This window comes from Allosphingosinicella sp. (assembly GCF_035626655.1).
Lineage (GTDB): Bacteria > Pseudomonadota > Alphaproteobacteria > Sphingomonadales > Sphingomonadaceae > Allosphingosinicella.
In genome coordinates, this window is sequence record NZ_DASPNF010000005.1 from 319048 (window position 1) to 340263 (window position 21216).

Annotated in this window: 20 protein-coding genes and 1 tRNA gene; 10 read left to right on the forward strand and 11 right to left on the reverse strand. The window is 69.6% G+C overall.

Going from position 1 to position 21216, the window contains the following annotated elements:
• Nucleotides 1–78: 78 nt before the first annotated feature.
• Entirely contained in the window at nucleotides 79–816 is a 738-nt protein-coding gene (locus VEC11_RS04480; RefSeq protein WP_464129394.1) for an SDR family NAD(P)-dependent oxidoreductase, read from the forward strand.
• On the opposite strand, the gene VEC11_RS04485 is transcribed toward VEC11_RS04480, so the two are convergent.
• The 5 genes from VEC11_RS04485 to VEC11_RS04505 all read right to left on the reverse strand — a co-directional run bounded on the left by VEC11_RS04485 (nucleotide 779) and on the right by VEC11_RS04505 (nucleotide 6125).
• Nucleotides 779–1333: a TetR/AcrR family transcriptional regulator gene (locus VEC11_RS04485; RefSeq protein WP_464129395.1), complete on the reverse strand. Its 555-nt coding sequence runs from the start codon at nucleotides 1331–1333 to the stop codon at nucleotides 779–781. The two genes, VEC11_RS04480 and VEC11_RS04485, sit on opposite strands and share 38 nt — an antisense overlap.
• Nucleotides 1326–2609: a class I SAM-dependent methyltransferase gene (locus VEC11_RS04490; RefSeq protein ID WP_464129397.1), complete on the reverse strand. Its 1284-nt coding sequence runs from the start codon at nucleotides 2607–2609 to the stop codon at nucleotides 1326–1328. Before VEC11_RS04490 ends, VEC11_RS04485 begins: the two co-directional genes overlap by 8 nt.
• Before the next feature lie 46 nt (nucleotides 2610–2655).
• A complete protein-coding gene (locus VEC11_RS04495; RefSeq protein ID WP_464129398.1) occupies nucleotides 2656–3678 on the reverse strand; it encodes a 2-oxoacid:ferredoxin oxidoreductase subunit beta in 1023 nt (340 codons plus the stop codon).
• A gap of 100 nt (nucleotides 3679–3778) precedes the next feature.
• Nucleotides 3779–5659, reverse strand: a complete 1881-nt coding sequence (locus VEC11_RS04500) for a 2-oxoacid:acceptor oxidoreductase subunit alpha (protein ID WP_464129400.1) — start codon at nucleotides 5657–5659, stop codon at nucleotides 3779–3781.
• Nucleotides 5660–5711: 52 nt separating this feature from the next.
• A complete protein-coding gene (locus tag VEC11_RS04505) occupies nucleotides 5712–6125 on the reverse strand; it encodes a hypothetical protein (RefSeq protein WP_464129401.1) in 414 nt (137 codons plus the stop codon).
• Between the two features lie 193 nt (nucleotides 6126–6318).
• Between VEC11_RS04505 and VEC11_RS04510 the strand changes: the two genes are divergently transcribed.
• The 5 genes from VEC11_RS04510 to VEC11_RS04530 are packed head-to-tail and all read left to right on the forward strand — an operon-like array spanning nucleotide 6319 to nucleotide 11263.
• On the forward strand, nucleotides 6319–7269 hold the full coding sequence (locus VEC11_RS04510) for an alpha/beta hydrolase (protein ID WP_464129402.1): 951 nt from the start codon (nucleotides 6319–6321) through the stop codon (nucleotides 7267–7269).
• Complete coding sequence (locus tag VEC11_RS04515) at nucleotides 7266–7751, forward strand: RNA pyrophosphohydrolase (RefSeq protein WP_464129403.1); 486 nt, start codon at nucleotides 7266–7268, stop codon at nucleotides 7749–7751. The genes VEC11_RS04510 and VEC11_RS04515 overlap by 4 nt, the downstream gene beginning before the upstream one ends.
• Nucleotides 7752–7777: 26 nt before the next feature.
• Nucleotides 7778–8986 (forward strand): hydrolase, encoded by a 1209-nt coding sequence (locus VEC11_RS04520; RefSeq protein ID WP_464129404.1) that lies wholly within the window; start codon nucleotides 7778–7780, stop codon nucleotides 8984–8986.
• A complete protein-coding gene (locus VEC11_RS04525; protein ID WP_464129405.1) occupies nucleotides 8983–10008 on the forward strand; it encodes an arginine N-succinyltransferase in 1026 nt (341 codons plus the stop codon). Before VEC11_RS04520 ends, VEC11_RS04525 begins: the two co-directional genes overlap by 4 nt.
• Before the next feature lie 4 nt (nucleotides 10009–10012).
• Nucleotides 10013–11263, forward strand: a complete 1251-nt coding sequence (locus VEC11_RS04530; protein WP_464129406.1) for an N-succinylarginine dihydrolase — start codon at nucleotides 10013–10015, stop codon at nucleotides 11261–11263.
• On the opposite strand, the gene VEC11_RS04535 is transcribed toward VEC11_RS04530, so the two are convergent.
• Both VEC11_RS04535 and VEC11_RS04540 read right to left on the reverse strand, forming a co-directional pair.
• A complete protein-coding gene (locus tag VEC11_RS04535; RefSeq protein ID WP_464129407.1) occupies nucleotides 11260–12462 on the reverse strand; it encodes a hypothetical protein in 1203 nt (400 codons plus the stop codon). The genes VEC11_RS04530 and VEC11_RS04535 overlap by 4 nt on opposite strands.
• A 70-nt stretch (nucleotides 12463–12532) precedes the next feature.
• Nucleotides 12533–13447 carry an MBL fold metallo-hydrolase gene (locus tag VEC11_RS04540; RefSeq protein WP_464129408.1) on the reverse strand — a complete coding sequence of 305 codons (915 nt, stop codon included), beginning with the start codon at nucleotides 13445–13447 and terminating at the stop codon, nucleotides 12533–12535.
• 63 nt (nucleotides 13448–13510) lie between these two features.
• Between VEC11_RS04540 and VEC11_RS04545 the strand changes: the two genes are divergently transcribed.
• The gene (locus tag VEC11_RS04545) at nucleotides 13511–13696 is read left to right on the forward strand and encodes a DUF3008 family protein (RefSeq protein WP_464129409.1); all 186 of its coding nucleotides are present in this window, start codon (nucleotides 13511–13513) and stop codon (nucleotides 13694–13696) included.
• A 12-nt stretch (nucleotides 13697–13708) separates the two neighbouring features.
• Here the strand turns inward: VEC11_RS04545 and VEC11_RS04550 are convergent, their stop codons facing one another.
• The 3 genes from VEC11_RS04550 to VEC11_RS04560 all read right to left on the reverse strand — a co-directional run bounded on the left by VEC11_RS04550 (nucleotide 13709) and on the right by VEC11_RS04560 (nucleotide 18546).
• A complete protein-coding gene (locus VEC11_RS04550; protein WP_464129410.1) occupies nucleotides 13709–15388 on the reverse strand; it encodes a caspase family protein in 1680 nt (559 codons plus the stop codon).
• Between the two features lie 144 nt (nucleotides 15389–15532).
• Nucleotides 15533–16417: an OmpA family protein gene (locus VEC11_RS04555; RefSeq protein ID WP_464129411.1), complete on the reverse strand. Its 885-nt coding sequence runs from the start codon at nucleotides 16415–16417 to the stop codon at nucleotides 15533–15535.
• Entirely contained in the window at nucleotides 16414–18546 is a 2133-nt protein-coding gene (locus VEC11_RS04560) for a protein kinase domain-containing protein (RefSeq protein WP_464129412.1), read from the reverse strand. The genes VEC11_RS04555 and VEC11_RS04560 overlap by 4 nt, the downstream gene beginning before the upstream one ends.
• A gap of 150 nt (nucleotides 18547–18696) precedes the next feature.
• Here VEC11_RS04560 and VEC11_RS04565 point away from each other — a divergent pair, with 150 nt between their 5' ends.
• Entirely contained in the window at nucleotides 18697–19836 is a 1140-nt protein-coding gene (locus VEC11_RS04565; RefSeq protein ID WP_464129413.1) for a Kelch repeat-containing protein, read from the forward strand.
• A gap of 4 nt (nucleotides 19837–19840) precedes the next feature.
• Nucleotides 19841–20512, forward strand: coding sequence for a hypothetical protein (locus VEC11_RS04570; protein WP_464129414.1), 672 nt, complete (start codon nucleotides 19841–19843; stop codon nucleotides 20510–20512).
• 32 nt (nucleotides 20513–20544) lie between these two features.
• Here the strand turns inward: VEC11_RS04570 and VEC11_RS04575 are convergent.
• Nucleotides 20545–20621 (reverse strand) — tRNA-Arg (locus VEC11_RS04575).
• Nucleotides 20622–20727: 106 nt separating this feature from the next.
• Between VEC11_RS04575 and VEC11_RS04580 the strand changes: the two genes are divergently transcribed.
• On the forward strand, nucleotides 20728–21213 hold the full coding sequence (locus tag VEC11_RS04580) for a hypothetical protein (RefSeq protein WP_464129415.1): 486 nt from the start codon (nucleotides 20728–20730) through the stop codon (nucleotides 21211–21213).
• The last annotated feature ends 3 nt before the right edge of the window (nucleotides 21214–21216 follow it).

The window sequence follows — 21216 nt, forward strand, 5'->3', positions numbered from 1 at the left end:
CGAAGGCTGGGGTCCAGGCGGCCTTTGAGACAATGATTCGGAATGGATGCCAGCCTGCGCTGGCATGACGGAGTGAGAATGACAGGTTCTTTCGAAGGAAAACTCGCCCTGGTTACCGGCGCCAGCCGGGGGATCGGCGCGGCGATCGCGGAGGCGCTGGGCGCGGAAGGCGCCCATGTCGTGCTGACTGCACGCACCGCGGCTGATCTCGAGCAGGTCGAGGAGAAGATCCACCAGGCCGGCGGCTCGGCGACGATCGCGCCACTCGACCTCACCGAGCCGGAGAGCATCAGCCGGCTCGCCAGTGCCATTGGCGGGCGCTGGGAGGCGCTCGACATGCTCGTGCTCAACGCCGCCCTGCTCGGCACGCTCGGCCCGGTCGCGCAGATCGACGTAAAGGAATTCTCGAAGGTCCTGACCCTCAACCTGCTCGCCCAGCAGGCGCTGATCGCGGCCTTCGATCCAATGCTGCGGCGGAGCGAGGCGGGCCGGGTGCTGGCCTTGACCTCGAGCGTGGCCGCCGCGCCCCGCGCCTATTGGGGCGCCTATGGCGCGTCCAAGGCGGCGCTGGAGACTTTGGTCACCGCTTACGGCCAGGAGGTCGGCAACGTGACGCCGATCCGCACCGCGATCGTCAATCCGGGCGCCACCGCCACCCAGATGCGCGCCCGCGCCTTTCCGGGCGAGGACCCGGCGACGCTGAAGCAGCCCGACGCGGTCGGCCAGGCGGTGGTCGAGCTGCTGAAGCGGGATTTCGAGAGCGGCGCCCGCTTCGATCTTACTCGATCGGGAAGTTCGAGCCGAGCAGGGCCGTGATCGCGCGGGCCGGGCCCGAGCCCCAAGTCTTAGCCTCCGCCATCGGCCGGCTCATCGTCGCGACATGGAGCGCGTGCAGCGCGCGGCCGAATTCCTGCGCCTCTTCCGCGCCCAGGCCGTAGACCGCGGCGAGATCGGTGGTGAGGATCAACTCGTGCCGGTCGTCGGCGGCGCGGACCAGGTCCGCCACCCCCTCATGATCGGCCGCGAGTGCGCGCACGCCGCGCTCGAGCGCGACATCGGCCTCGACGGTCAGCGCCAGCATGGCGAGCAGGCGCTCGCTGGGCTTCCTGTCGCGTCGCGCTTCCCGCGCGGCCTTCTCGGCCCCGTCGGCCCAGTGCCGCGCCACCTCCAACGCATAGGCGCCGGTGTCCGCGAAATGCGCCTCGAAGTCGGCCAGGCTGCAGCCGAGCCTCTGGCACAGGCGCGAGACCTCCAGCGAGGCCGGGCCTTCGGCCTGGAGCAGGGCAACCCCGAGCGTCACCCAGTCGGCGGCGGTCACGTCCTGATCAGCCATGGCCGCCTCCATCCGTCCCAAGCCCGTCCTTCACCAGGGTGACCTGGGCCACGTCGATGCCGCCGCTGCGAAAGCCGCCCTCGCAATACATGAGATAGTAGCGCCAGAGATTGTGGAAGGCTTCGTCGAACCCGTCCGGGAGCCGGCCCTCGCGCACCGCTTCGTCGTAGCGCGAGCGCCAGATCCCCAGGGTCTGGGCGTAATGAGCGCCGTAGCCGATGCGGTCGCACCAGGCGAGACCGGCTTCCTCGCCGATCCTGCGGAACTCCGCCTCCCCGACCAGCATGCCGCCCGGGAAGATATAGGTCTGGATGAAGTCCGCATTCGCGGCATAGCGCGGGAAGAGGTCGTCGCGGATCGAGATGAGCTGGATCGCCGCCTTGCCGCCGGGCTTCAGCGCCCTGGCGATGGCCTGGAGATAGGCCGGCCAATATTCCCGGCCCACCGCCTCCACCATCTCGACGCTGGCGACCGCGTCGAACTGGCCTTCGACGTCGCGATAGTCGGTGAGCCGGATGTCGGCCCTGTCGGAGAGTCCCGCTTTGGCGAGCCGGGCGTCCGCCCAGGCCTTCTGTTCCTCGGAGAGGGTGAGGCCGGTGACATGGACGCCGTAATCGCGCGCCGCGATCTCGGCGAGCGCGCCCCAGCCGCAGCCGATCTCCAGGAGGCGCTGGCCGGGCTGGAGGTCGAGCCGGTCGAGCAGCAGCCGGATCTTCGACTCCTGGGCACGCTCCAGCGTCTGGGTCGGTGCATGGAAGATCGCGCTCGAATAGGTCATCGAGGGATCGAGCCAGGCGGCGTAGAAATCATTCCCCAGGTCGTAATGATGGGCGATGTTGCGCCGCGCCCGCTTGCGGCCGTTGGCGCGCAGCCGGTGCGCGAGCCAGTTCACCGCCTTCCAGGGCCCCTTGGCGCGGCCCGTATCGCCGAGCGAGGGCGCGTTGCGCAGGAAGATCTCGAAAATCTTCACCGGGTCCGGGCTGGTCCACTCCCCCCGCGCCCAGGCGACGTACCAGCCGACCGAGCCCGAGACGACGAGCCTGACCATCGCGCGCCAGCTCTTCAGGTGGATGATCGCGGCCGGCCCCTCGCCGCGCCCGCCGACGATGCGGAAGCTCCCGTCCGGCAGGGTCGCCTCGATCCGGCCTTCCTTTATGCCGCGGTCGACGCGGTCGATCAGCCTGTTCAGGCCGCCGGCGAACAGGGGCGCGAACAGCCCGCCCCCCTTGGCGAAGCCGCGGTCCGCCCCGACCAGATGTTTGCCCCGCTGCAGCATCCCTGTCGCTAGATGCGATGCGTTGCGGCGCGGCGCAAGCGTCCCGTCAAAGCTCGTGTGGTTCCTTGTCGACCTGCCAGGTCTGGCCGCGCGAGACCAAAGCCTGCAGGTCGGCGGGCTTGCCGGCGGCCGCCTGCGCCTGCTGCTCGAGCACGGCGCTCTCGAAGGTCGGGCGCGGATCGTCGTAGATCACGCCGAGCGCCATCGGGAAGGAGCCGATCGGCATGTCGATCAGCATGTGCGCGACCGCCTTGTTGCCCGGATCGTGGACGATCACGTCGGCCGCCTGCCAGTCGCCGTCCACCACGTCGACGACCTTGAGGTTCAGCGCCTGGCGGTCGAGGGTCAGGCCCTTCGAGCCATTGTCGAACAGCATCGGCTCGCCCGCCTTCAGCCAGAGCTGCTTGCCGCTATGCTCCTTGGCGGTGAAGGGCGCGAAGACGTCGTCATTGTAGACGATGCAATTCTGGAAAATCTCGACGAAGGCGGCGCCCTTATGGGCGTGGGCGGCCTTCAGCACGTCGGGCAGGTTCTTGTGCACGTCGATCGCGCGGGCGACGAAGCGCCCGCCCGAGCCCAGGGCGAAGGCGCAGGGGCGGACCGGGCGGTCGACCGAGCCGAAGGGCGTCGACGGACTGCGCGTGCCGACGCGGGACGTGGGCGAATATTGCCCCTTGGTGAGGCCGTAGATCTCGTTGTTGAACAGCAGGATCTGGCAATCGAGGTTGCGCCTCAGGATATGCATGGTGTGATTGCCGCCGATCGACAAGGCGTCGCCGTCGCCGGTCACGATCCAGACGTCGAGCTCGGGATTGGCGAGCTTCACGCCCGTCGCCAGCGCCGGGGCGCGGCCGTGGATCGTGTGGAAGCCGTAGGTCTCCATATAATAAGGGAAGCGGCTCGAGCAGCCGATGCCGGAGACGAAGACGGTCTTCGCCGGGTCCACGCCGAGATCCGGCATGGTGCGCTGGACAGCCTTCAGGATCGCATAATCGCCGCAGCCCGGGCACCAGCGCACCTCCTGATCGGTGGCGAAATCCTTGGCGGTGAGCTTGACCATCTCGGTCATGGGGTCCTCAACTTTTCGTGTAGAAATAGACGATGATCGCAACCACCACGACCAGCATGGCGAGCAATGGGAACAGCCGTGGCGGTCTCGGATCCATGCCTCACCCCAGGGCCTCGTCGATCGCCGCCTCGATCTCGGCGATCTTGAAGGGCTGGCCGGAAACCTTGGTCACGGGCCTCGCGTCGACCAGATATTGGTCGCGGAGCAGCGTCTTGAGCTGGCCTTTGTTCATCTCCGGCACGATGATCCGCTCGTAGGAGCGGAGCAGGTCGCCGAGATTGGTCGGCAGCGGCCAGATGTGGCGCAGGTGGATGTGGCTGACGTCCTTGCCGTCGCGGCGGGCGCGGCGGACGGCCTGGTGGATCGGGCCGAAGGTCGAGCCCCAGCCGACGACCGCGAGCCTGCCCCCCTCCCCGCCCAGGCAGACGTCCTGCGGCGGGCAGCTTTTCGCCACGCCCAGCACCTTGTCGGCGCGGATGTCGGTCATCGCCTGGTGGTTCTCGGGCGCATAGTCGATATGGCCGGTGCCGACATTCTTCTCGATGCCGCCGATCCGGTGCATCAGGTCGGGCGTGCCCGGCTTGATCCAGACGCGCTTCAGCCTTTCGTCGCGCTTGTAGGGGTTGACCGCCTCCCCTTCACCCGGCGCCTCTTCCTGGAAGGAGACCGGGAAGGGCTCGTAGCTGCCCATGTCCGGGACCTTCCAGGGCTCGGCGGCATTGGCGATATAGCCGTCGGTGAGCAGGATCACCGGGGTCATGTACTGGACCGCGATCCGGCAGGCCTCGATCGCGCAATCGAAGGCGTCGGCGGGCGAGCGCGCAGCGATCACCGGCAGCGGCGCATCGGCGTTGCGGCCGTAGACGGCCTGGTAGAGGTCCGACTGCTCGGTCTTGGTCGGCAGGCCCGTGGACGGGCCGCCGCGCTGCGAATTGACGATCACCAGGGGCAGCTCGGTCATGATCGCGAGGCCCATCGCTTCGGTCTTCAGCGCGATGCCGGGGCCGGAGGAGGAGGTGACGCCGAGCGAGCCGGCGAAGCTTGCGCCGATCGAGGCGGCGATCGCCGCGATCTCGTCCTCCGCCTGGAAGGTGGTGACGCCATATTCCTTGAGCCGCGAGAGATGGTGGAGGATCGCCGAGGCCGGGGTGATCGGATAGCCGCCGAAGAACATCGGCAGCCCGGCCAGCCTGGCGCCCGCGACGAGGCCGAGCGAGATCGCCTCGGCGCCGGTGACCGTGCGGTAGAGGCCGGGCTCGACCGGCGCCGCGCCGATATGATGCTGGGTCACCTGCCCGCCCATCTCGGCGGTCTCGCCATAGGCATGGCCGGCGTTGAGCGCGGCGATATTGGCCTCGGCCAGCTCCGCCGCCTTGGCGAACTTGCTCTTGAGCCACTGGACGATCGGCGCGCGGTCCCGGTCGAACATCCAGAGTGCGAGGCCGAGCGTCCACATATTCTTGCAGCGCAGGGCCTCCTTGTTGCCAAGGCCGAAGGGCTTCACCGCATCGAGCGTGAGCTGCGAGATGTTGAGCCTGATCACCTGCCATCTGGCGAGCTGGTCGTCGTCGAGCGGGTTGGATTCATAGCCGGCCTTGGCGAGGTTGCGGGCGCCGAACTCGCCTTCGTCGGCGATGATCAGGCCGCCGGGCTTGAGGTCGCCGACATTGGTCTTCAGCGCCGCCGGATTCATCGCGATCAGCACGTCGGGCGCATCGCCCGCCGTCTCGATCGCCGAGGAGCCGAAATTGATCTGAAAGGCGGAGACGCCGAAGGTGGTACCCTGCGGCGCGCGGATCTCGGCGGGGAAATCCGGGAAGGTGGCAAGGTCGTTGCCCGCGAGCGCGGTGGACAGCGTGAACTGGCCGCCGGTCAGCTGCATGCCGTCGCCGGAATCGCCCGCGAACCGGACCACCACCGCCTCGAGCGGCGCGTCGGATTTCGCTTCTTCGGGGGTTTGAAAATGACTGGCCGTAGCCAATTGGACTTCCTTGAGTCTTGGAATGGCGGGAAACCCTAGACCCCTGCGTCTCTCACGGCAACCGGATCGCCGCCCAGTCGGGGGACCGGAATTCGTGCGTTCCGGCGGGCCAGATGAAGGAGCGTTCGCCATGCACGGCGATGCGCAGCCGCACCGTGCCGGCGGCGAGGCGGGCGCGGGCGATGCGGAATTCCCGGCCCGGCTGCGGCGTCATGGTGACATGGCTGTCCCAGAGCCGGTTATTGCCCCAGGCCCAGGGCGACCAGCCGCCGCCCGTCGGCAACCGCTCGCCGAGCCGGGCCGAGGCATGGAGGTTGAGCAGGCTGCCCTGCGCGCCCTCGAGAAACAGGTCGACGCCGGCGGCGCGGGCGCGGGGTAGCGGACCGCGAGCAGCAGATCCGCGCCGCTGCGCTTCAGGTGCAGGGTGAAGCCGTCGCCGAGCGGCACTGCGGCGGCATCGTCCCATTCCGACGGCGCGAAATGACCGTCGAGCGCGACGGGCGCGCCTGTCGGGACGGCGATAATGGCGAAGGCAAGGAGGAATGCGAGCATGACGTCCTTTCCGAGCCCGGGTGGAGGCTAGCTTATGCCGCGCGCCGCGACAATCGCCCCTTCCCTGCCTATGACCACAGGCGAGCGATTCGCCTGAGGAGCCCGATTTGTCCGAACCCTATGTCCGTCCGGACGTCCGCCAGTTCCTCACCTATCTGAACGCCCTGCCGGGGCCGAAGACGCATGAGCTGCCGCCCGCGGAGGCGCGCGCGCTGATGAAGCCGATGCGCTATGTCGCGGACCTGCCGACCGGGGAGCTGGCGGTGATCCGGAACATGACCTGCCCGGGTCCCGGCGGGGAAATCCCGTTGCGGCTGTTCGATGCGCGCGAGACGCGCGCGGCGGGGCCGCTCATGCTCTTTCTCCACGGCGGCGGTTTCGTGCTTGGCGATCTCGACAGCCACGAGCCGCTCTGCGCCGAGCTGGCCCGGCAGCTCGACCTGCCCGTGCTGGCGGTCGACTATCGGCTCGCGCCGGAGCATCCCTGGCCGGCGGGCGTGGAGGATGCGATCGCCGCGGCCTACTGGGCGGCGGAAAGTCCGAACGCGCTCGGCCGCGACGTCACCGGGCTCGTCCCCTGCGGCGACAGCGCGGGCGGCAATTTCGCGATCATTGTCAGCCTCGCGCTGCGCGACACGCCGGCCCGGGTGCCGGTGCTGGCGCAATGGCCGATCTATCCCGCCGCCAATCCCGGCCCGGGCGCGGACTATCCGAGTTACGAGGATTTCGCCGAGGGCCATCTGCTCACCAGGCCGGGCATGGACTGGTTCGAGGATTGCTATGGCGCCGACCCCGGGGACTGGCGCTACGACCCGCTGGTGAAGAGCCAGGCGGGCATGCCGCCGACCCTCGTCACCACCGCCAGCCTCGATCCGATCCGCGACCAGGGCCGCGCCTATGCCGCCGCCTGCATCGAGGCCGGCGTGCCGACCATCTTCCTGGAGGCGAAGGGCAATATCCACGGCTATATGAACCTCAGGAAGGCGATCCCGTCCGCGCACCAGGATCTGCTCGACGGGATCGCGGCACTGAAGCTTCTGCTGGCGGAGGGCGCATGAGCAAGCGGATCGACCGCGAGACCCTGCCCTACCGTCCGGCGGCGGGGGTGATGCTGCTCAATCGGGAGGGTAAGGTCTGGGTCGGCCAGAGGCTCGATTCCACCCTCACCGCCTGGCAGATGCCGCAGGGCGGGCTCGATCCCGGCGAGGAGCCGCGCGAGGGCGCGCTCCGCGAGCTCGAGGAGGAGACCGGCATTCCCCGCGACAAGGTCGAGATCCTGGCCTGCTGCGACCGGCAATTGCTCTACGACCTGCCCGACGATCTGCTCGGCAAGGTCTGGAAGGGTAAGTGGCGCGGCCAGAGCCAGACCTGGTTCCTCGCCCGCTTCCTCGGTGAGGACAGGGACGTGAACCTGGCGACGCCCGAGCCCGAATTCCGCGCCTGGAAATGGGCCGAGCCGCAGGAGCTGCCGGAGCTGATCGTGCCGTTCAAGAAGGGCCTCTACCGCGACGTGCTGAAGGCCTTCGCGGAGTGGCTTTAGTTTCGTTGCCGCGCTAGAGCCGCGCCATGCCGGAGCTTAACGGACAAGAGGCGGCCACGGTCGAGCGCTGCGCCGACGCGCCGATGCTCGACCAGGTCACGGCCTGGGCCGCGGTCAACAGCGGCTCGCGCAACCTCGCCGGCCTGGCCGATGTCGCGGGCCTGCTCGCCGACGCCTTTGCTGCCCTGCCCGGAGAGGTGCTGCTGGCCGAGGCCGCGCCCGTCGAGGCGATGGCGGCGGACGGGAGCCTCTGCCAGGTCGCTCATGGCCGCAACCTGCATCTCAGGGTGCGTCCCGAGGCACAGGTGCAGATGCTGCTCACCGGCCATATGGACACGGTGTTCGGCCCCGACCATGACTTCCAGAAGGTATTCTGGCGCGAGGAAGGCGTGCTCGGCGGGCCCGGCGTCGCCGACATGAAGAGCGGCCTCGCCGTCATGCTGGCGGCCTTGCGCGCGGTGGAGGGCGCCGGCGTGCCGCAGCTCGGCTATGAGGTGGTGATCAATTCGGACGAGGAGGTCGGCTCGCCCGGCTCCGCCGCCCTGCTCGCCGCGGCGGCGCGCGGGAAGAAGGCGGCCCTGACCTACGAGCCCTCGGCCTTGCCCGACGGCACGCTGGCCGGCGCGAGGCCCGGCAGCGGGAACTTCTCGATCCGGATCAGCGGCCGCTCCGCCCATGCCGGCCGCAATCCCGAGGACGGGCGCAACGCCGTGCTCGCCGCCGCCGAGCTTGCGCTCCGGCTGGCCGAGGCGCGGCAGGACGGGCTCAGCGTCAATCCCGCGAAGATCGACGGCGGCGGACCGAACAATGTCGTGCCCGACCATGCGGTGCTCCGCGTCAACCTGCGGCCGCGCACACTGGAGCTGCAGGCAAAGGCGCAGGCCCTGTTCGACGAAGCGGTGGCGGCGGTCGCCGCGAGGCATGATGTGACCATCCACGTCCATGGCGGCTTCGCCCGCGCGCCCAAGCCGATCGACCCCAGGGCCGGGAAATTGTTCGCACTGGTGAAACGCGCCGGCGCCGATCTCGGTCAGGGGATCAGCTGGCGGGATTCGGGCGGGGTCTGCGACGGCAACAATATCGCCGCCTGCGGCGTCCCCGTGGTCGACACGATGGGCGCCCGCGGTGGCGCCATCCATTCTTCGGAGGAATTTCTGATCGTCGAGAGCCTGGTCGAGCGTGCGCAATTGTCCGCGCTGACGATCCTGCGCCTCGCCAACGGGGAGGATTTGTGAGCTTCAGGGTAAGGCCGGCACGGAACGGGGACTTCCAGGCGATCCACGACATGGCGCTGCTGACCGGCGGCGGCTTCACCAACCTGCCGCAGGACAAGGGCGCGCTCGTCGCGAAGCTCGCCCGGTCCGAAGCCGCGTTCGCAAGCGACACCGGCAATCCGGAAGGCGACCTCTTCCTGTTCGTGCTCGAAAATGCCGAAAGTGGCGAAATTCGCGGCACCTGCCAGGTCTTCAGCCGGATCGGCGTCGAGCACCCCTTCTATTCCTACCGGATTTCCAAGCTCACCCAGACCTCGCCCGAGCTGGACCGGACCTTCCGGACCGAGATGCTGACGCTCTGCACCGACTTCAACGACTGCTCCGAGGTCGGCGGCCTGTTCCTCCATCCCGAGGCGCGGGCCAGCGGCCTCGGGCTCGGGCTCCTGCTCGCGCGCAGCCGCTATCTGTTCATCCGCCGCAATCTCGAGCGCTTCGCCGAGACGATGGTCGCCGAATTGCGCGGGGTGATCGACGCCGAGGGCAATTCGCCCTTCTGGGACGCGATCGCCGGGCGCTTCTTCGGCATGGGTTTCAACGAGGCCGATGCGTTCAACGGCGCCCACGGCACCCAGTTCATCGCCGACCTGATGCCGAAGACGCCGATCTACACGGCGATGCTCTCGCCCGAGGCGCTCGCCGTCATGCGCAGGCCCCATCCGAGCGGCGAGGCGGCGATGCGGATGCTCGAGCGCGAGGGCTTCGAGAATGAAGGCTATATCGACATATTCGACGGCGGCCCGACCATGTCGGCGAAAACCGCGGAAATTCGCACGGTGCGGGAGGCGCGCGAGCTGAGGGTCGCAGGCCTGTGCGGGGAGACTGACGGCGAGAAGATGCTGGCCGCCTCCGGGCGGTTCGCAGATTTCGCCGCGACCTTCGCGCACGGCCATGCCGAGCCGGACGGAACCGCCGTGATCGACACGAAGAGCGCTTCCGTGCTCGGCATCGGCGTCGGCGACGCCTTCCTCGCGGTCGGGCGCTGACGCCATGGCGCTGGTCGAGATCAATTTCGACGGCATCGTCGGGCCGAGCCACAATTATTCGGGGCTCAGCCTCGGCAATCTCGCGGCGACGGCCAATGCCGGCAACATCGCCTTTCCCCGCGAGGCGGCGCTGCAGGGCGTCGGCAAGATGCGCCACAATCTCGGCCTCGGCCTCGTCCAGGGCGTGCTGCCGCCGCACCGGCGCCCGAACCGCGACTGGCTGGCCGCGCTCGGCACGACGGCCGAGGCGGCGGAGAGCCTCAGGCCCGCCGCTTTCTCCGCCTCGGCGATGTGGGCGGCCAATGCGGCGACCGTCTCGCCGGCACCGGACACGGCCGACGCCCGCTGCCACCTGACCGTCGCGAACCTGCGCACCATGGCGCATCGCAGCCATGAATGGCCCGAGACGCTCGCCCAGCTCCGCCTGGCCTTCGCCGACGAGGCGCATTTCGCGGTGCACGAGCCGGTCCCGGCCACCTTCGGCGATGAGGGTGCGGCCAATCACATGCGGCTCTGCGCCGGCCACGACGCGCCGGGGGTGGAAGTCTTCGTCTACGGGGTGAGCGGCGGCCCCTTCCCCGCCCGCCAGCATCTCGAGGCATCGCGCGCGATCGCCCGGCTGAACCGGCTCGACCCGGCCCGCACCCTGTTCGTCCAGCAATCCGGCGAGGCGATCGCCGCCGGCGCCTTTCACAATGACGTGGTCGCCGTCGCGAACGCGCATGTCCTGTTCACGCACGAGCAGGCCTTCGCCGACAAGGCTGGCTTCTATGGCGAGCTGAAGCGGCTGCTGCCGGAGACGGAGATCGTCGAGGTCCCGGCCAGCGTCGTCAGCCTTGCCGATGCGGTGAAGTCCTATCTGTTCAACGCCCAGCTGGTCAGCCTGCCCGACGGCGGCATGGCGCTGATCCTGCCCGGCGAGGCGAAGGAAACGCCCGCTGTCTGGTCTTGGCTGGAGGCGATGGCCGCCGGCAACGGCCCGATCCGCCGGCTCTGCCTGGTCGACGTGCGCCAGTCCATGGCCAATGGCGGCGGCCCCGCCTGTCTGAGGCTGCGCGTCGTCGCCGATCCGGCGACGGTCGATCCGCGCTTCCTCGTCGACGAGGAGAAGCTCGACCGGATTGCGGCGATGATCACCGCCTGGTGGCCGGAACGGATCGCCCCGGCCGATCTCGCCGATCCCGAGCTCTGGGGCAGGATCGCAGCCGCCCGCTCTGCCCTGCTCTCAGCGCTGGACCTGGGCGAGCTCGCCTAGGGCAGATCGCGCCGGGAGAAGCCCGCGGCCGGCTCCGCGAAAGTGGGCGCGGAGAGACGCGCGACGAAGGCATCCTCGCCCCCCGCGCCGGGCGCGGTGCTGAAGCCCGCGACGATCACGCTGCCGTCCCCCAGCGGCAGCAAGGCCGTTCCACGCTCCTCCGCCGTTGTCCCGATCAGCACCGCCCCCGGCTCGAACCGCCCGCGCGCATCGACGCGGAGGAGCAGGGCGTCCTGCCTGCCCGCCCCGGCGCTGGTCGTCTGACCGATGATCCAGGCGCGTCCGGCGGCGTCGGCCTTGACCAGGCTCGGCCGGTCGTCTCCCGGCCCGCCGAACATGGCGCGGTGCAGCACCTCGCCGTCGGCCGACAAGGTCACGGCGACTATGTCATTTCCCTGCGCACCCCAGCTCTGGCTGTACCCGACCACCAGGATCCGCCCGTTGGGGAGCAAGGCGAGCCCGTGATTGGTGTCATTGGTCCCCGCCTCGCCGATCCGGCGGCGCCACACTTCGCGCCCCTCCTCGTCCAGCTTCATGACCAAAAGGTCGTCGCCGATTCCGCCGGCGATGATGAAGCCGCCGCCGGGCGCGGGCTCGGCATAGAGCGGTGCGATCGTCTCCGGCCCCTCGATGATCCGCTCCCAGCGCGTCGTGCCGTCGGCGCGCAGCCGGACGGCGAACAGGCGCCGCCGGTCATCCCCGGGACGCTGGCTGTGGCCGATGAGGAGCGTCTCGTCCCCCGCCACGGCCAGATCGGTGAACCGGTCATAGCCCGCGCCGCCGAACGCGCGCTCGCCGGTCACGCGCCCCGCCGCATCGGCGAACACCGCCCAGCCGTCGATTCCGCTCCCGCCAAGCCGCGACGTGAAGCCGGCATAGACGATGCCGCCATTCGGTTGGGCGGTCGCACTCCAGAAGGAATCGATGCCGCCGCCTGCGCCATAATCGTGGCGCGCCGCAAGCCGTCCGTCCGCCCCCAGGAAGGCCGAGAAGCCGCGCCAGTCCCGCCCGTCGCCACGGTCCAGGAAGCCGACCGCCAGGATATGGCCGTCGGGAAGCGCGACCAGGTCGTTCACCCAGTCGTCGCCGGGGCTCGCAAAATCCTGTCGCCATTCGATCCGGACCGCCGGGTCGCCCGTCACGTGCAACGGCAACGCGGCCGGCTGGACCAGAAGAGCGGCGAGCAGGGCGAACATCATCTCAGCTTGCCTCGCCTGCGCCGGCCTTCATCTCCGTTTCGACGGAACGCGCCGTCCTTCGACCGGGGGCCTAAAGCTCCATCATGTCGCGGCCGACGATGATCTCGCCGGAGAAATGGCGCCGGGCGCCCTCGAGCCACATGTCGTCGGTGATCGACGGGAAGGCCGGCACGAGGTGGCTCAGCACCAGGGTCCGAACGCCAGCGGCGGCGGCGACGCGGCCCAGCTCCTCGGTCGTCGTATGGCTACGCAGGATATGGTCGATGACGCGCGGCGCGTTGCGGTCGACGATGCCGCCCAGCGCCGAGGGCAGCATCACCTCGTGGACCAGCACATCGGCGCCGCGGGCCAGCGCGATCAGCGCCTCGCTCGGCCTGGTGTCGCCCGAGAAGACGAAGCTCCGGTCCGGCGTGTCGAAGCGATAGGCGTAATTGGGCACGGTCAGATGGTCGGCAAGCGCGCAGCGGACGCGGACACCGTTCCTGGCCATGGCCGGACCGGCGCTGATTTCGTGCACACGGACCAAAGGAGCGAGCGGCGGCCGTCCCTCCTCGGCCCGCCGCACCTGGATGTCATAGGCATTGGCCGCGAGCTGGGCGGCGACGAGGCGGCGCAGCGGCGCGGGACCGTAAAGGTCGACCTGGTCCTGCAGCCCCGACCCCCAGGCAAGGATCAGCAGGGCGCCGAGCCCGGCATTGTGATCGCTGTGATTGTGGGTGACGAAGAGGTTGCGCAGCCGGGCGAGGTCGATGCCCGCCTGCACCAGCCGCGAGGCGACCCCGTCGGGGGCATCGATCACATAGGGTTCGCCATCGACGACGAGCAGGTTCGAGGCGGGCGCGCGGAAGCGGTTCGGCGTCGGTCCGCCTTTGGTGCCGAGCAAGACGAGCCGGCTCCGGCGCCGCGGCCGGGCATGGACGAGGCTGGGGACAAGCAAGCCCGCCGCGCCCGCGCCCAGCACCCTCCGCCGCGTCCATCCGGTCATGGCCCAGCATCGCCGGAACCGCGGCTTCGCGCCACCCGTTTTCGCGGGCGAAGGAGACCAGCCATGCCCGCCAAATCCGCCGCCCAGCAGAAGGCCGCCGGCGCCGCGCTGTCAGCCAAGCGCGGCGAGACGCCAAAGAGCGAGCTCAAGGGCGCCTCGCGCCACATGGTGGAATCGATGACCGAGAAGCAGCTCGAGGAATTCGCCTCGACCAAGCGCAAGGGCAAGCCCGAGCACGTGGGCGACTGAACGCTTCTGAACCTACCGCCGAACCGCCTTCACCGGCCGCGCCGTGCGGCGCTTGCCCTCGCTGTCGCCGACCGGCATCGGCTGCACCTGGACCGGCGCCAGGCGCTGGCGCGGCATGTCGCCGGTCTGCGCCGAGGCGAGGCGCACGACCACGTCGTCGATATGGACGCCGCCGCGCTCAACCAGGATATTCTGGAAGTTGTTCTCGTCCTCGCGGGTCTGGGCGGGGATGTCGCCCTCGCGGCGGAAGCGGCGGCGGACATAGGTGGAGAGCTCGCCCGCGGTGACGATCCGGTCGCCGTCGTCGTCGGCATCGCCCTGCAGCCCGGCGCGCAGGAAGTAGGAGAGGAAGCCGCCCGCCTTGAACCGGTCCGCGACCAGGCTGGTCAGATCCTCCTCGGAGCTGAACAGGCCCATCACGTTCGGCCGGTTGATGAAGCTGCGAAAGCCCCCCGCGAAGCAGGCGTCGATCACCACCATCGACATGCGCGCACGCACGCTCTGGAACAGCGGCTGGACCTGGGCGTCGGTCATCGCCTCGTCATAAAGCTCGATCGTCTCCGCCCGGCCGTCCAGCTCGGCAGCACTCACCGGCACGTCGACCTGGTTGCCGTGGCCCGAGTAGAAGAAGAGGAACATGTCGTTCGGCCCCGCCGCAGCCGCCGCGCGGGAAAAGGCGTTGGCGACGTTCTTGGTCGTCGCCTCGTCATTGACCAGCAACTGGCTCGCAGGGTGAAGCAGGCCGGCGCTGCGCATGCTGTTGTAGAGCTCGCGCGCATCCGCGTCGGTATTGGGCAGGTTGCTTGTCCGGCCGCCATAATCGGAAACGCCGACCGCCAGCACGATCACCCGCGGCCCGCCCTGTACCCGCGCCTGGCGCGGCAGGCCGGGGCTCTGCTGCAGGCTGAGGCGGTAGGAACCGGTCGTGTTGGGGCGGTAGGTGGTGGCGACGATCACATAATCGCCATCCTCGGCCAGCACCGTGTCGATGCGGCTGTTCAGCGAGGGCTCGCCGTCATATTCGGAATCGTCATTGGCGTCCTGCGAGCCATCGGGGCGGCGAAGGATCAGATAGGTGTCCATCTCGCCGACGCCGGTCAGCTCGACGCGCACGCGCTGCCCGCGGCGGGCGCTGAACCGGTACTGGTCCTGATATTCGCCCGAGGCGAGCTGGCCGTCATTGCGGGTCAGGCTGCCGTTGACGGTCTGGCCGATGCGGATCGGCGTCGCCGGCGTGGCGCGGCTGACCGCGACGTTGGCGGGCGGGGTCGCGGCCTGGAGCCGGTAGGCGCCGGTCTCGCCGGCGCGGAAGCTGGTCACCGAGACGCGGTAGGTGCCGTCGACGGGGAGCTGCAGGACGAGGCGGCTGTTGGTGGACTGGCTCTGCCCCTCCTCGTCGTCGTTCGACAGCGAGAAGCCCTGCGGGCCGCTGACCACCAGCAACGGGTCGAACGCCTCGGAGAGCAGGCGGAGGTCGACGCGCTCGCCCTGCCGGCCCTGGATCAGATAGACGTCCTCATATTTGCCGGAGCGGCGCTGCGCGTCGTTCTGGCTGAGCTCGCCGGTGAGGCTCTGGCCGACGGACAGGCTGCGGGGCGCGGGAGCGCCGCCTTCCTGGCCGATCGCCGACGGCGGAAGCGCGAAGGCCGCCATGGCGGCGCCGAGCACGAGTGCAGTCCCGAGACGTTTCATCTGACCCCTCTTCGAACCCTGTCGCGGCGCCGTATAAGCACGGCCGCCGCCCCGCGTATGTCGACGAATCGTGCTGAAGGAAGGGTGAATGGAGAAGTCTGCTGCGATTAAGCTGGCGGGCGGCGCGACGAAGCCGGCGCGCGCCTAGCCGGGCGTCGCCGCGCCGAAGAGGATCTCGACGCGCCGGTTCTGCACTCTCACATCCTCCGTCTGCCCCTCGACGGCGGGCCGGGAATCTCCCCATGCTTCGGTGGTGATCGAGGCAGCGGGCACACCGCGAGAGACGAGGTAGGCACGGACATTGTTGGCCCGGCGGCGGCTGATATCGAGGGCGTCGGTCCGTGGCCCTTCGACATAGGCGTGACCCGACACGATGATGCGGGCGGCGGAATCGCGCAATCGCAGATAATTTGCCGCGGCTTCGTTCAACACGGCAGCAGCTTCCGGGATGATCTCGTCGCTGTCCCAGACAAAATACGCCCTGAAATGACCAGGGATAGAGGTTTGTGTGCCGGGCGCCCGGCAGAACGTAACGACATAGGCGCCGCTGCGGTCGATCGACACCGGCGCCCGGGCCATGTCCAGATAGCCGCTACCATGGTCTCGACGCACTGCCCCGGTCAGTTGCCAGCGAGATCCGGACCTGAAGACCACATAGTAGATTTCATCCGACACCAGCGCGAGGCGCCGACCGCCAAGCGCCATCGGGCCGGAGGTTTCGCCCGGCCCTATGAACCACGTATCGTCGATCGGGACATGTTCGACGCCGCGCGCCGTCCGGAAATCGAGCACGAGTTCCAGGCGCTCGTCGCAACCGTTTCTCAGGATAAGGCCACGGGCGCGGGCTGGGCTTGCCGGCGTGCGCTGCACCGGACGCGGCGTGACCCGCCTTGGGCAGCCCGGCGGGTAGCGGCCCAGCGCGCGTTCGGTAGCGCAGTGGCGGGCGCTCTGCGCTTCTGCCGAAGCACCGCGCATGCCCCAACCCGCGAGGAGCATTGCCGCGACGACGAGCAGCAGGACCCGTCTCACCGGCACCGCTCGAGCCTCGTCACCGCATTCTGTTCGCGGACCGTCACGGCATTGCCGGCCGGATCCCGCATATAGGTGGCGGCGTCGGTGGTCACGGCCGCCGCGGTGACGCTGCGAATTGCCTCGGACTGGCTGCCGCCCGGATAGGTCGCCCGCAGCCGGTTGCCCTGCCGCCTGATCGTCCAGACCGCCTGCCGTCCGGTCGCGGCATCCCTGACGCACCAGCGGCCGTGGAGCCACGCGCCGTCCGCCGCGGGCGGGGGCCGGGTGCCGGGAGCTCCGGGCGCGGTTTGCGTCACAGCCGCCATATTCTCCGCGCGGGGCTGCGGCGCCGCCTCCTCCTCCCCCTTTGGCAGGAGCAGGACGACCGCCACGATCGCAGCGATGGCGGCGAAGGCCAGGTTCAGGACGGGGATCCGCCGCGAGGGAGTCGTCCCTGTCCCGGGCTCCGCCGTTTCTCCCGCCGGAGGCGCGATGCCGCCGATGGCCGGAGACGCCTGGACCACGGTCTTCGCCGCATCTTCCGCGGGCGGCGGTTCGGGCGGGTCGGCCGGGGCTGGCGCGGCGGGCTTCGGCGAGGCCGCCTTGGCGGGGGCCGGGCGCGCGCCCGGCTGATCCGGCGCCTCGAGCCGGGCGATCACCTCGTCCATCGAGCGGAGCCGCTCCGCCGGATCGAGCTTCAGCATGTCGGCGAGCAGAGGCCGCAATTCCTCCGGGGCGGCGGAGAGGTCGGGGCCTGTCCGCCGCTTGCGGATCGCATCCGAGATGCTGCCCGACATGTCGACCTTCTTGCCGCCGGCCACGGCCAGGATCAGCAGAGCGAGGCTGTACACGTCGGTCCAGGGCCCGATCTCGCCCTCATGCTCGCCGAGCTGCTCCGGCGCGACATAGTTGAGCTTGCCCGCGAAGCCCGGCCCGATCAGGGTCGGCAGATTGCCGCCCAGATCCTTGGCGATCCCGAAATCGATGATCTTCGCCTGCCTGATATCGCCGCCCGGCAGCATGACATTATCCGGCGAGATGTCGCGGTGGATCGCCCCCAGCCGGTGCGCGACCGCGAGCCCCGAGGCGAGCCGCCCGAGCAGCCGCTTCAGCTCGGCCGGACCGCGTTCGACCTCGCCGAGGGCGTCCGCGAGATCGACCCCGTCGACATAATCAGTGACGATATAGAGGATGCCGAGTTCCGGCTCCCTGGCGAGCGCGCGATACTGGACCAGCGACTCATGGTTCAGCCGGGTCAGGGTCAGCGCTTCCCGCTGGAAGAGCTCGGTGACCTTCGGGTCGTTGGCCAGGGCGGGCAGCAGCGCTTTGATCGCGACCCGCTCCCCGGTCATGATGTTCGCGCCCTCGAAGACCTGGCCCATGCCGCCGGCCTTGATGAACCTCTTCACCTCGAACATGTGATTGAGCAGGTCGCCGGTCTCGATCTGGCGGACCGCCGGCCTGGCCGGAGAGCGCTCCGCCTTGCCCTCCGGCTCGGCGGGGGGCGGCGGGCTGGCGCTGACCTCCGGCGCGGGCGGCGGCACCGACCTGGCGTCCTTCCCGTCGGCCACGACCTTGACCTTCAGCAGCGAACGGATCGTGCCCGCGAGCTCGGACAGGGCCTCGCGGACCGACGCTTCCTCATAGCTCTTGTGGCGGAAGCGCCTGAAGTCGAACCATTGCAGCTTCTGCAGGGCGGCAAGCGCCTCCGGATTCTCCGGATCGACGTCCTCGATGTCGATGAACAGGATCGGAAAGATCCGGCTCTGGCCGCGCAGCCCGGGATAGTCGGTGTGCAGGCTCCGCTCCCGCGCCAGGAAGAGTTCGACCTCGCGCGCGCACCATTCGCTCTGGATGAAATTGGGCGTGATGATCGGGATGAAGAAGACCGAGGCGTCGATCGCCTTCTTGATCTCCTTCTCCCAGTCCGAGCCGTGCGGGATCGTGCTGGCGTCCTGGAAGAGCCGGATCTGTTCCCGGCCATATTGCTGCTGCAGCTCGTGAATGAGCAAGGAGCGCAGCGTGCTCAATTTGCCGAAGGACAGCTCGTCGTCCTGCCGGGCATAGCTCCAGAAGCCGACGGGCGGCAGGCGCGTGAGGGTGGGCTCGGAGACCTCTCCTTGCCTGTCCGTGCCCTTCGCTGCCATCGCCGCGAGTCCCCCAAGCGGGGCACAGTGCGGGACTTGCCGCTCGTGTCAACGTTCGAGCCTCGGAAAACGCAACCCCGATCTATGGTAAGGCCGCTCAAACGATGGCAGCATCCCCGCTGGCCGACGAGGGAGGATGCGGTGGCGAGGATGACGAAATTCGGTTCCGGAGCGATGGCCGGGGCGGCAGCGCTCGCTTTGTCCGTCGCGGCGATTGCGCAGGCTGGGCAGGCGCAACCAGCGCCCGCCAAGGCAAAGCAGGGCCCAGACGGCGGTCCGCCCGCCGGCCCTGCCGTCCGCGTCGAGGCGGGCGAGTTGTTGGAGGCGTGGAATCCGCGGGTAAGCGCCGGCCCGCCCGTCGGCGCCTTTCCCGAGTTCGAGGGCTGGAGCATGGGAACGGCGATGCCGCTCCCGCGCTCAGAACATGCGGTCGCGGAATTCGGCGGCAGGATCTGGGTGCTGGGCGGCTACCCGCCCGGGCGGCTCCCCTCCAACCTCGTTCAGATCTACGATCCCGCCACGGGCCGCTGGACGCTCGGCCCGACGCTGCCCCAACCGATCCATCACACCCATGTCGCGTCGGTCGGCGGCCGGATCTATCTGCTCGGCGGCGAGGTCGAAGGCGCGAGCACGGGGCGGCCGGAGCGCTTCGTCCCGGATGTCTGGATGCACGATCCGGCGGTCGGCGGCTGGGTGCCACGGGCACCGATGCCGACGGCGCGCGGCGGCGGGGGCAAGGCCGTGATCGACGGCAAGATCTACGTCGCCGGCGGCCGCCCGCCCGGCGGCTCCGCCTTCGAGGTCTACGACCCGGCGACCGACAGCTGGGAGCGGCTTCCCGACTTGCCCACCCAGCGCAATCACCTCGCCATGGTAGCGATCAACGGCAGGATCTACGTCGCCGGCGGGCGCACCGGTCCCGGCGCGGGCGCCCCCCGCGTCGACGTGGTCGAGATTTACGATCCCGCGACGCGTCGGTGGAGCCGCGGCGCCTCGCTGCCGGCGCCGCGCGGCGGCATCACCGGCGCCGCTTATGCCGGCTGCATGTTCGTCTTCGGCGGCGAGGGCGAGCCGACCCATGTGCTGGGCCTGACGCCCAACGCCTATGGCTATGATCCCCGCACCGACCGCTGGACGACATTGCCCAACCTTCCGATCGCGGTGCATGGCCTCAAGGGGAGCGCGGTGATCGGCGGGCGAATCTTCCTGCCGGGGGGCGGCATCACCCTGGGCGGGAATTCGGGCACCAACGCCATGCAGGTCTACCGGCCGACGATGCGCTGCGAATGACGAGGTGAGCGCGCCCCGCCGCGCGGGCACGACCGGCTTGCGCCAGTTCCTGGATGTCCAGCAGCAGCAAGACTGGCTGCAGGGCAAGGCGGTCCCGCGCGACGCCGACGAGCGTTCGGAATCGCTGGAGCTGCGCTTCAGATATGCCGGGCGGGTCGAGAAGCTGATGCGCCGGCCGCAGGCCGAGGCGGTTCTGGCCATAATCCGGCTCTACGGCCGCGACTGCATCCCGATCCCGCGCCGGACCGAGCGCCATTATTGGTCGGTGTCCTGCCTGCCCTCGACGCCGGGGAAGGCGCTCGTTCGCATCAATGCGAGCTGGATGGAGCTTTTTTCGCTCTATGCGGACGGAGAGGACATCCGCGCCCTGTTCCTGGTGCACCTTTCCGATTTCACCACCGACCGGTCGCTGGACGAGGGCCGGGTGGACGACGCCTTCCTCGAGCGCTGTGTCGTGAGGCCGGAAGACGTCTCCTGCATCTTCCCGCGCGGCGACGACATTTTCGGCGTCAAGGTCCGCGGCTTCCGCTCGATCTGCAAGTTCCTCGCGACGCCCCGTGCGTTGCGGGCCGTCCGTGCCTTCAACCTGACGCACATGAACCGGGGCCGGAACGCCTATCAGGCGAGCCACTGTTACGGCCTGGCGGACCATATGCTGGGTGACCCCGCGCACTGAGCAGGGGCTTGTTCGGGTCCTGGATCGGAAAATGGCGCGCCCGGAAGGATTCGAACCTCCGGCCCCCAGATTCGTAGTCTGGTGCTCTATCCAGCTGAGCTACGGGCGCGCGGGAGGCGCCGACATAGGGGGAAGGTCTGCGGTGCGCAACCCCTCGCCTGCACTGGCGGAGGCCGGTGTTGCGGGCGGAGGCGCGGGGGCATAGGGAGAAGGTGATGAAGCCGTTGCGTGCCCCCCTCCTCGCCTGCGCCGCCGCCCTGCTCGCGGGCTGCGTGTCCGAGGGCCCCTTCCCCTCGCTGGCGCCGCGTCCCGACGAACGGCTGGCGATCGAGGAGCCCGTGCGCGAGGCGCCGCAGATCGCCGACGACAGTGCGCTGCGCGTGCAGATCAACCGGCTGGTGAGCGAGGCCCGCGCCGGCGATGCGGCGTTCGAGGACGATTATGCGGCGGCCGCGCGGGCTGCGGGCCGGGCCGGCGCCGAGGGCTCGGACAGCTGGATCGATGCCCAGCAGGCCTGGTCCCGCGCGGAAGCCTCGCGCCTGCGCGCCACCGACGCCGCCGCCGAGCTCCACCAGCTCGCTCTGGCCCGCGCCGGCCAGCCCACCAGCCCCGCCGACCTCGCCGCGCTCGAGGCCGCAATCGCGCAGGTCGACGGGATCGTGGCCTCGCAGCAGACCCGGCTGAACCGGATCAGGCGCTAGTCC

Coding starts and splice junctions, on each gene's coding strand:
- VEC11_RS04480 (WP_464129394.1), top strand. CDS start 79: ATGACAGGTTCTTTCGAAGGAAAACTCGCCCTGGTTACCGGCGCCAGC.
- VEC11_RS04485 (WP_464129395.1), bottom strand. CDS start 1,333: ATGGCTGATCAGGACGTGACCGCCGCCGACTGGGTGACGCTCGGGGTT.
- VEC11_RS04490 (WP_464129397.1), bottom strand. CDS start 2,609: ATGCTGCAGCGGGGCAAACATCTGGTCGGGGCGGACCGCGGCTTCGCC.
- VEC11_RS04495 (WP_464129398.1), bottom strand. CDS start 3,678: ATGACCGAGATGGTCAAGCTCACCGCCAAGGATTTCGCCACCGATCAG.
- VEC11_RS04505 (WP_464129401.1), bottom strand. CDS start 6,125: ATGGGACGATGCCGCCGCAGTGCCGCTCGGCGACGGCTTCACCCTGCA.
- VEC11_RS04515 (WP_464129403.1), top strand. CDS start 7,266: ATGAGCAAGCGGATCGACCGCGAGACCCTGCCCTACCGTCCGGCGGCG.
- VEC11_RS04520 (WP_464129404.1), top strand. CDS start 7,778: ATGCCGGAGCTTAACGGACAAGAGGCGGCCACGGTCGAGCGCTGCGCC.
- VEC11_RS04530 (WP_464129406.1), top strand. CDS start 10,013: ATGGCGCTGGTCGAGATCAATTTCGACGGCATCGTCGGGCCGAGCCAC.
- VEC11_RS04535 (WP_464129407.1), bottom strand. CDS start 12,462: ATGATGTTCGCCCTGCTCGCCGCTCTTCTGGTCCAGCCGGCCGCGTTG.
- VEC11_RS04540 (WP_464129408.1), bottom strand. CDS start 13,447: ATGACCGGATGGACGCGGCGGAGGGTGCTGGGCGCGGGCGCGGCGGGC.
- VEC11_RS04545 (WP_464129409.1), top strand. CDS start 13,511: ATGCCCGCCAAATCCGCCGCCCAGCAGAAGGCCGCCGGCGCCGCGCTG.
- VEC11_RS04550 (WP_464129410.1), bottom strand. CDS start 15,388: ATGAAACGTCTCGGGACTGCACTCGTGCTCGGCGCCGCCATGGCGGCC.
- VEC11_RS04560 (WP_464129412.1), bottom strand. CDS start 18,546: ATGGCAGCGAAGGGCACGGACAGGCAAGGAGAGGTCTCCGAGCCCACC.
- VEC11_RS04565 (WP_464129413.1), top strand. CDS start 18,697: ATGACGAAATTCGGTTCCGGAGCGATGGCCGGGGCGGCAGCGCTCGCT.
- VEC11_RS04580 (WP_464129415.1), top strand. CDS start 20,728: ATGAAGCCGTTGCGTGCCCCCCTCCTCGCCTGCGCCGCCGCCCTGCTC.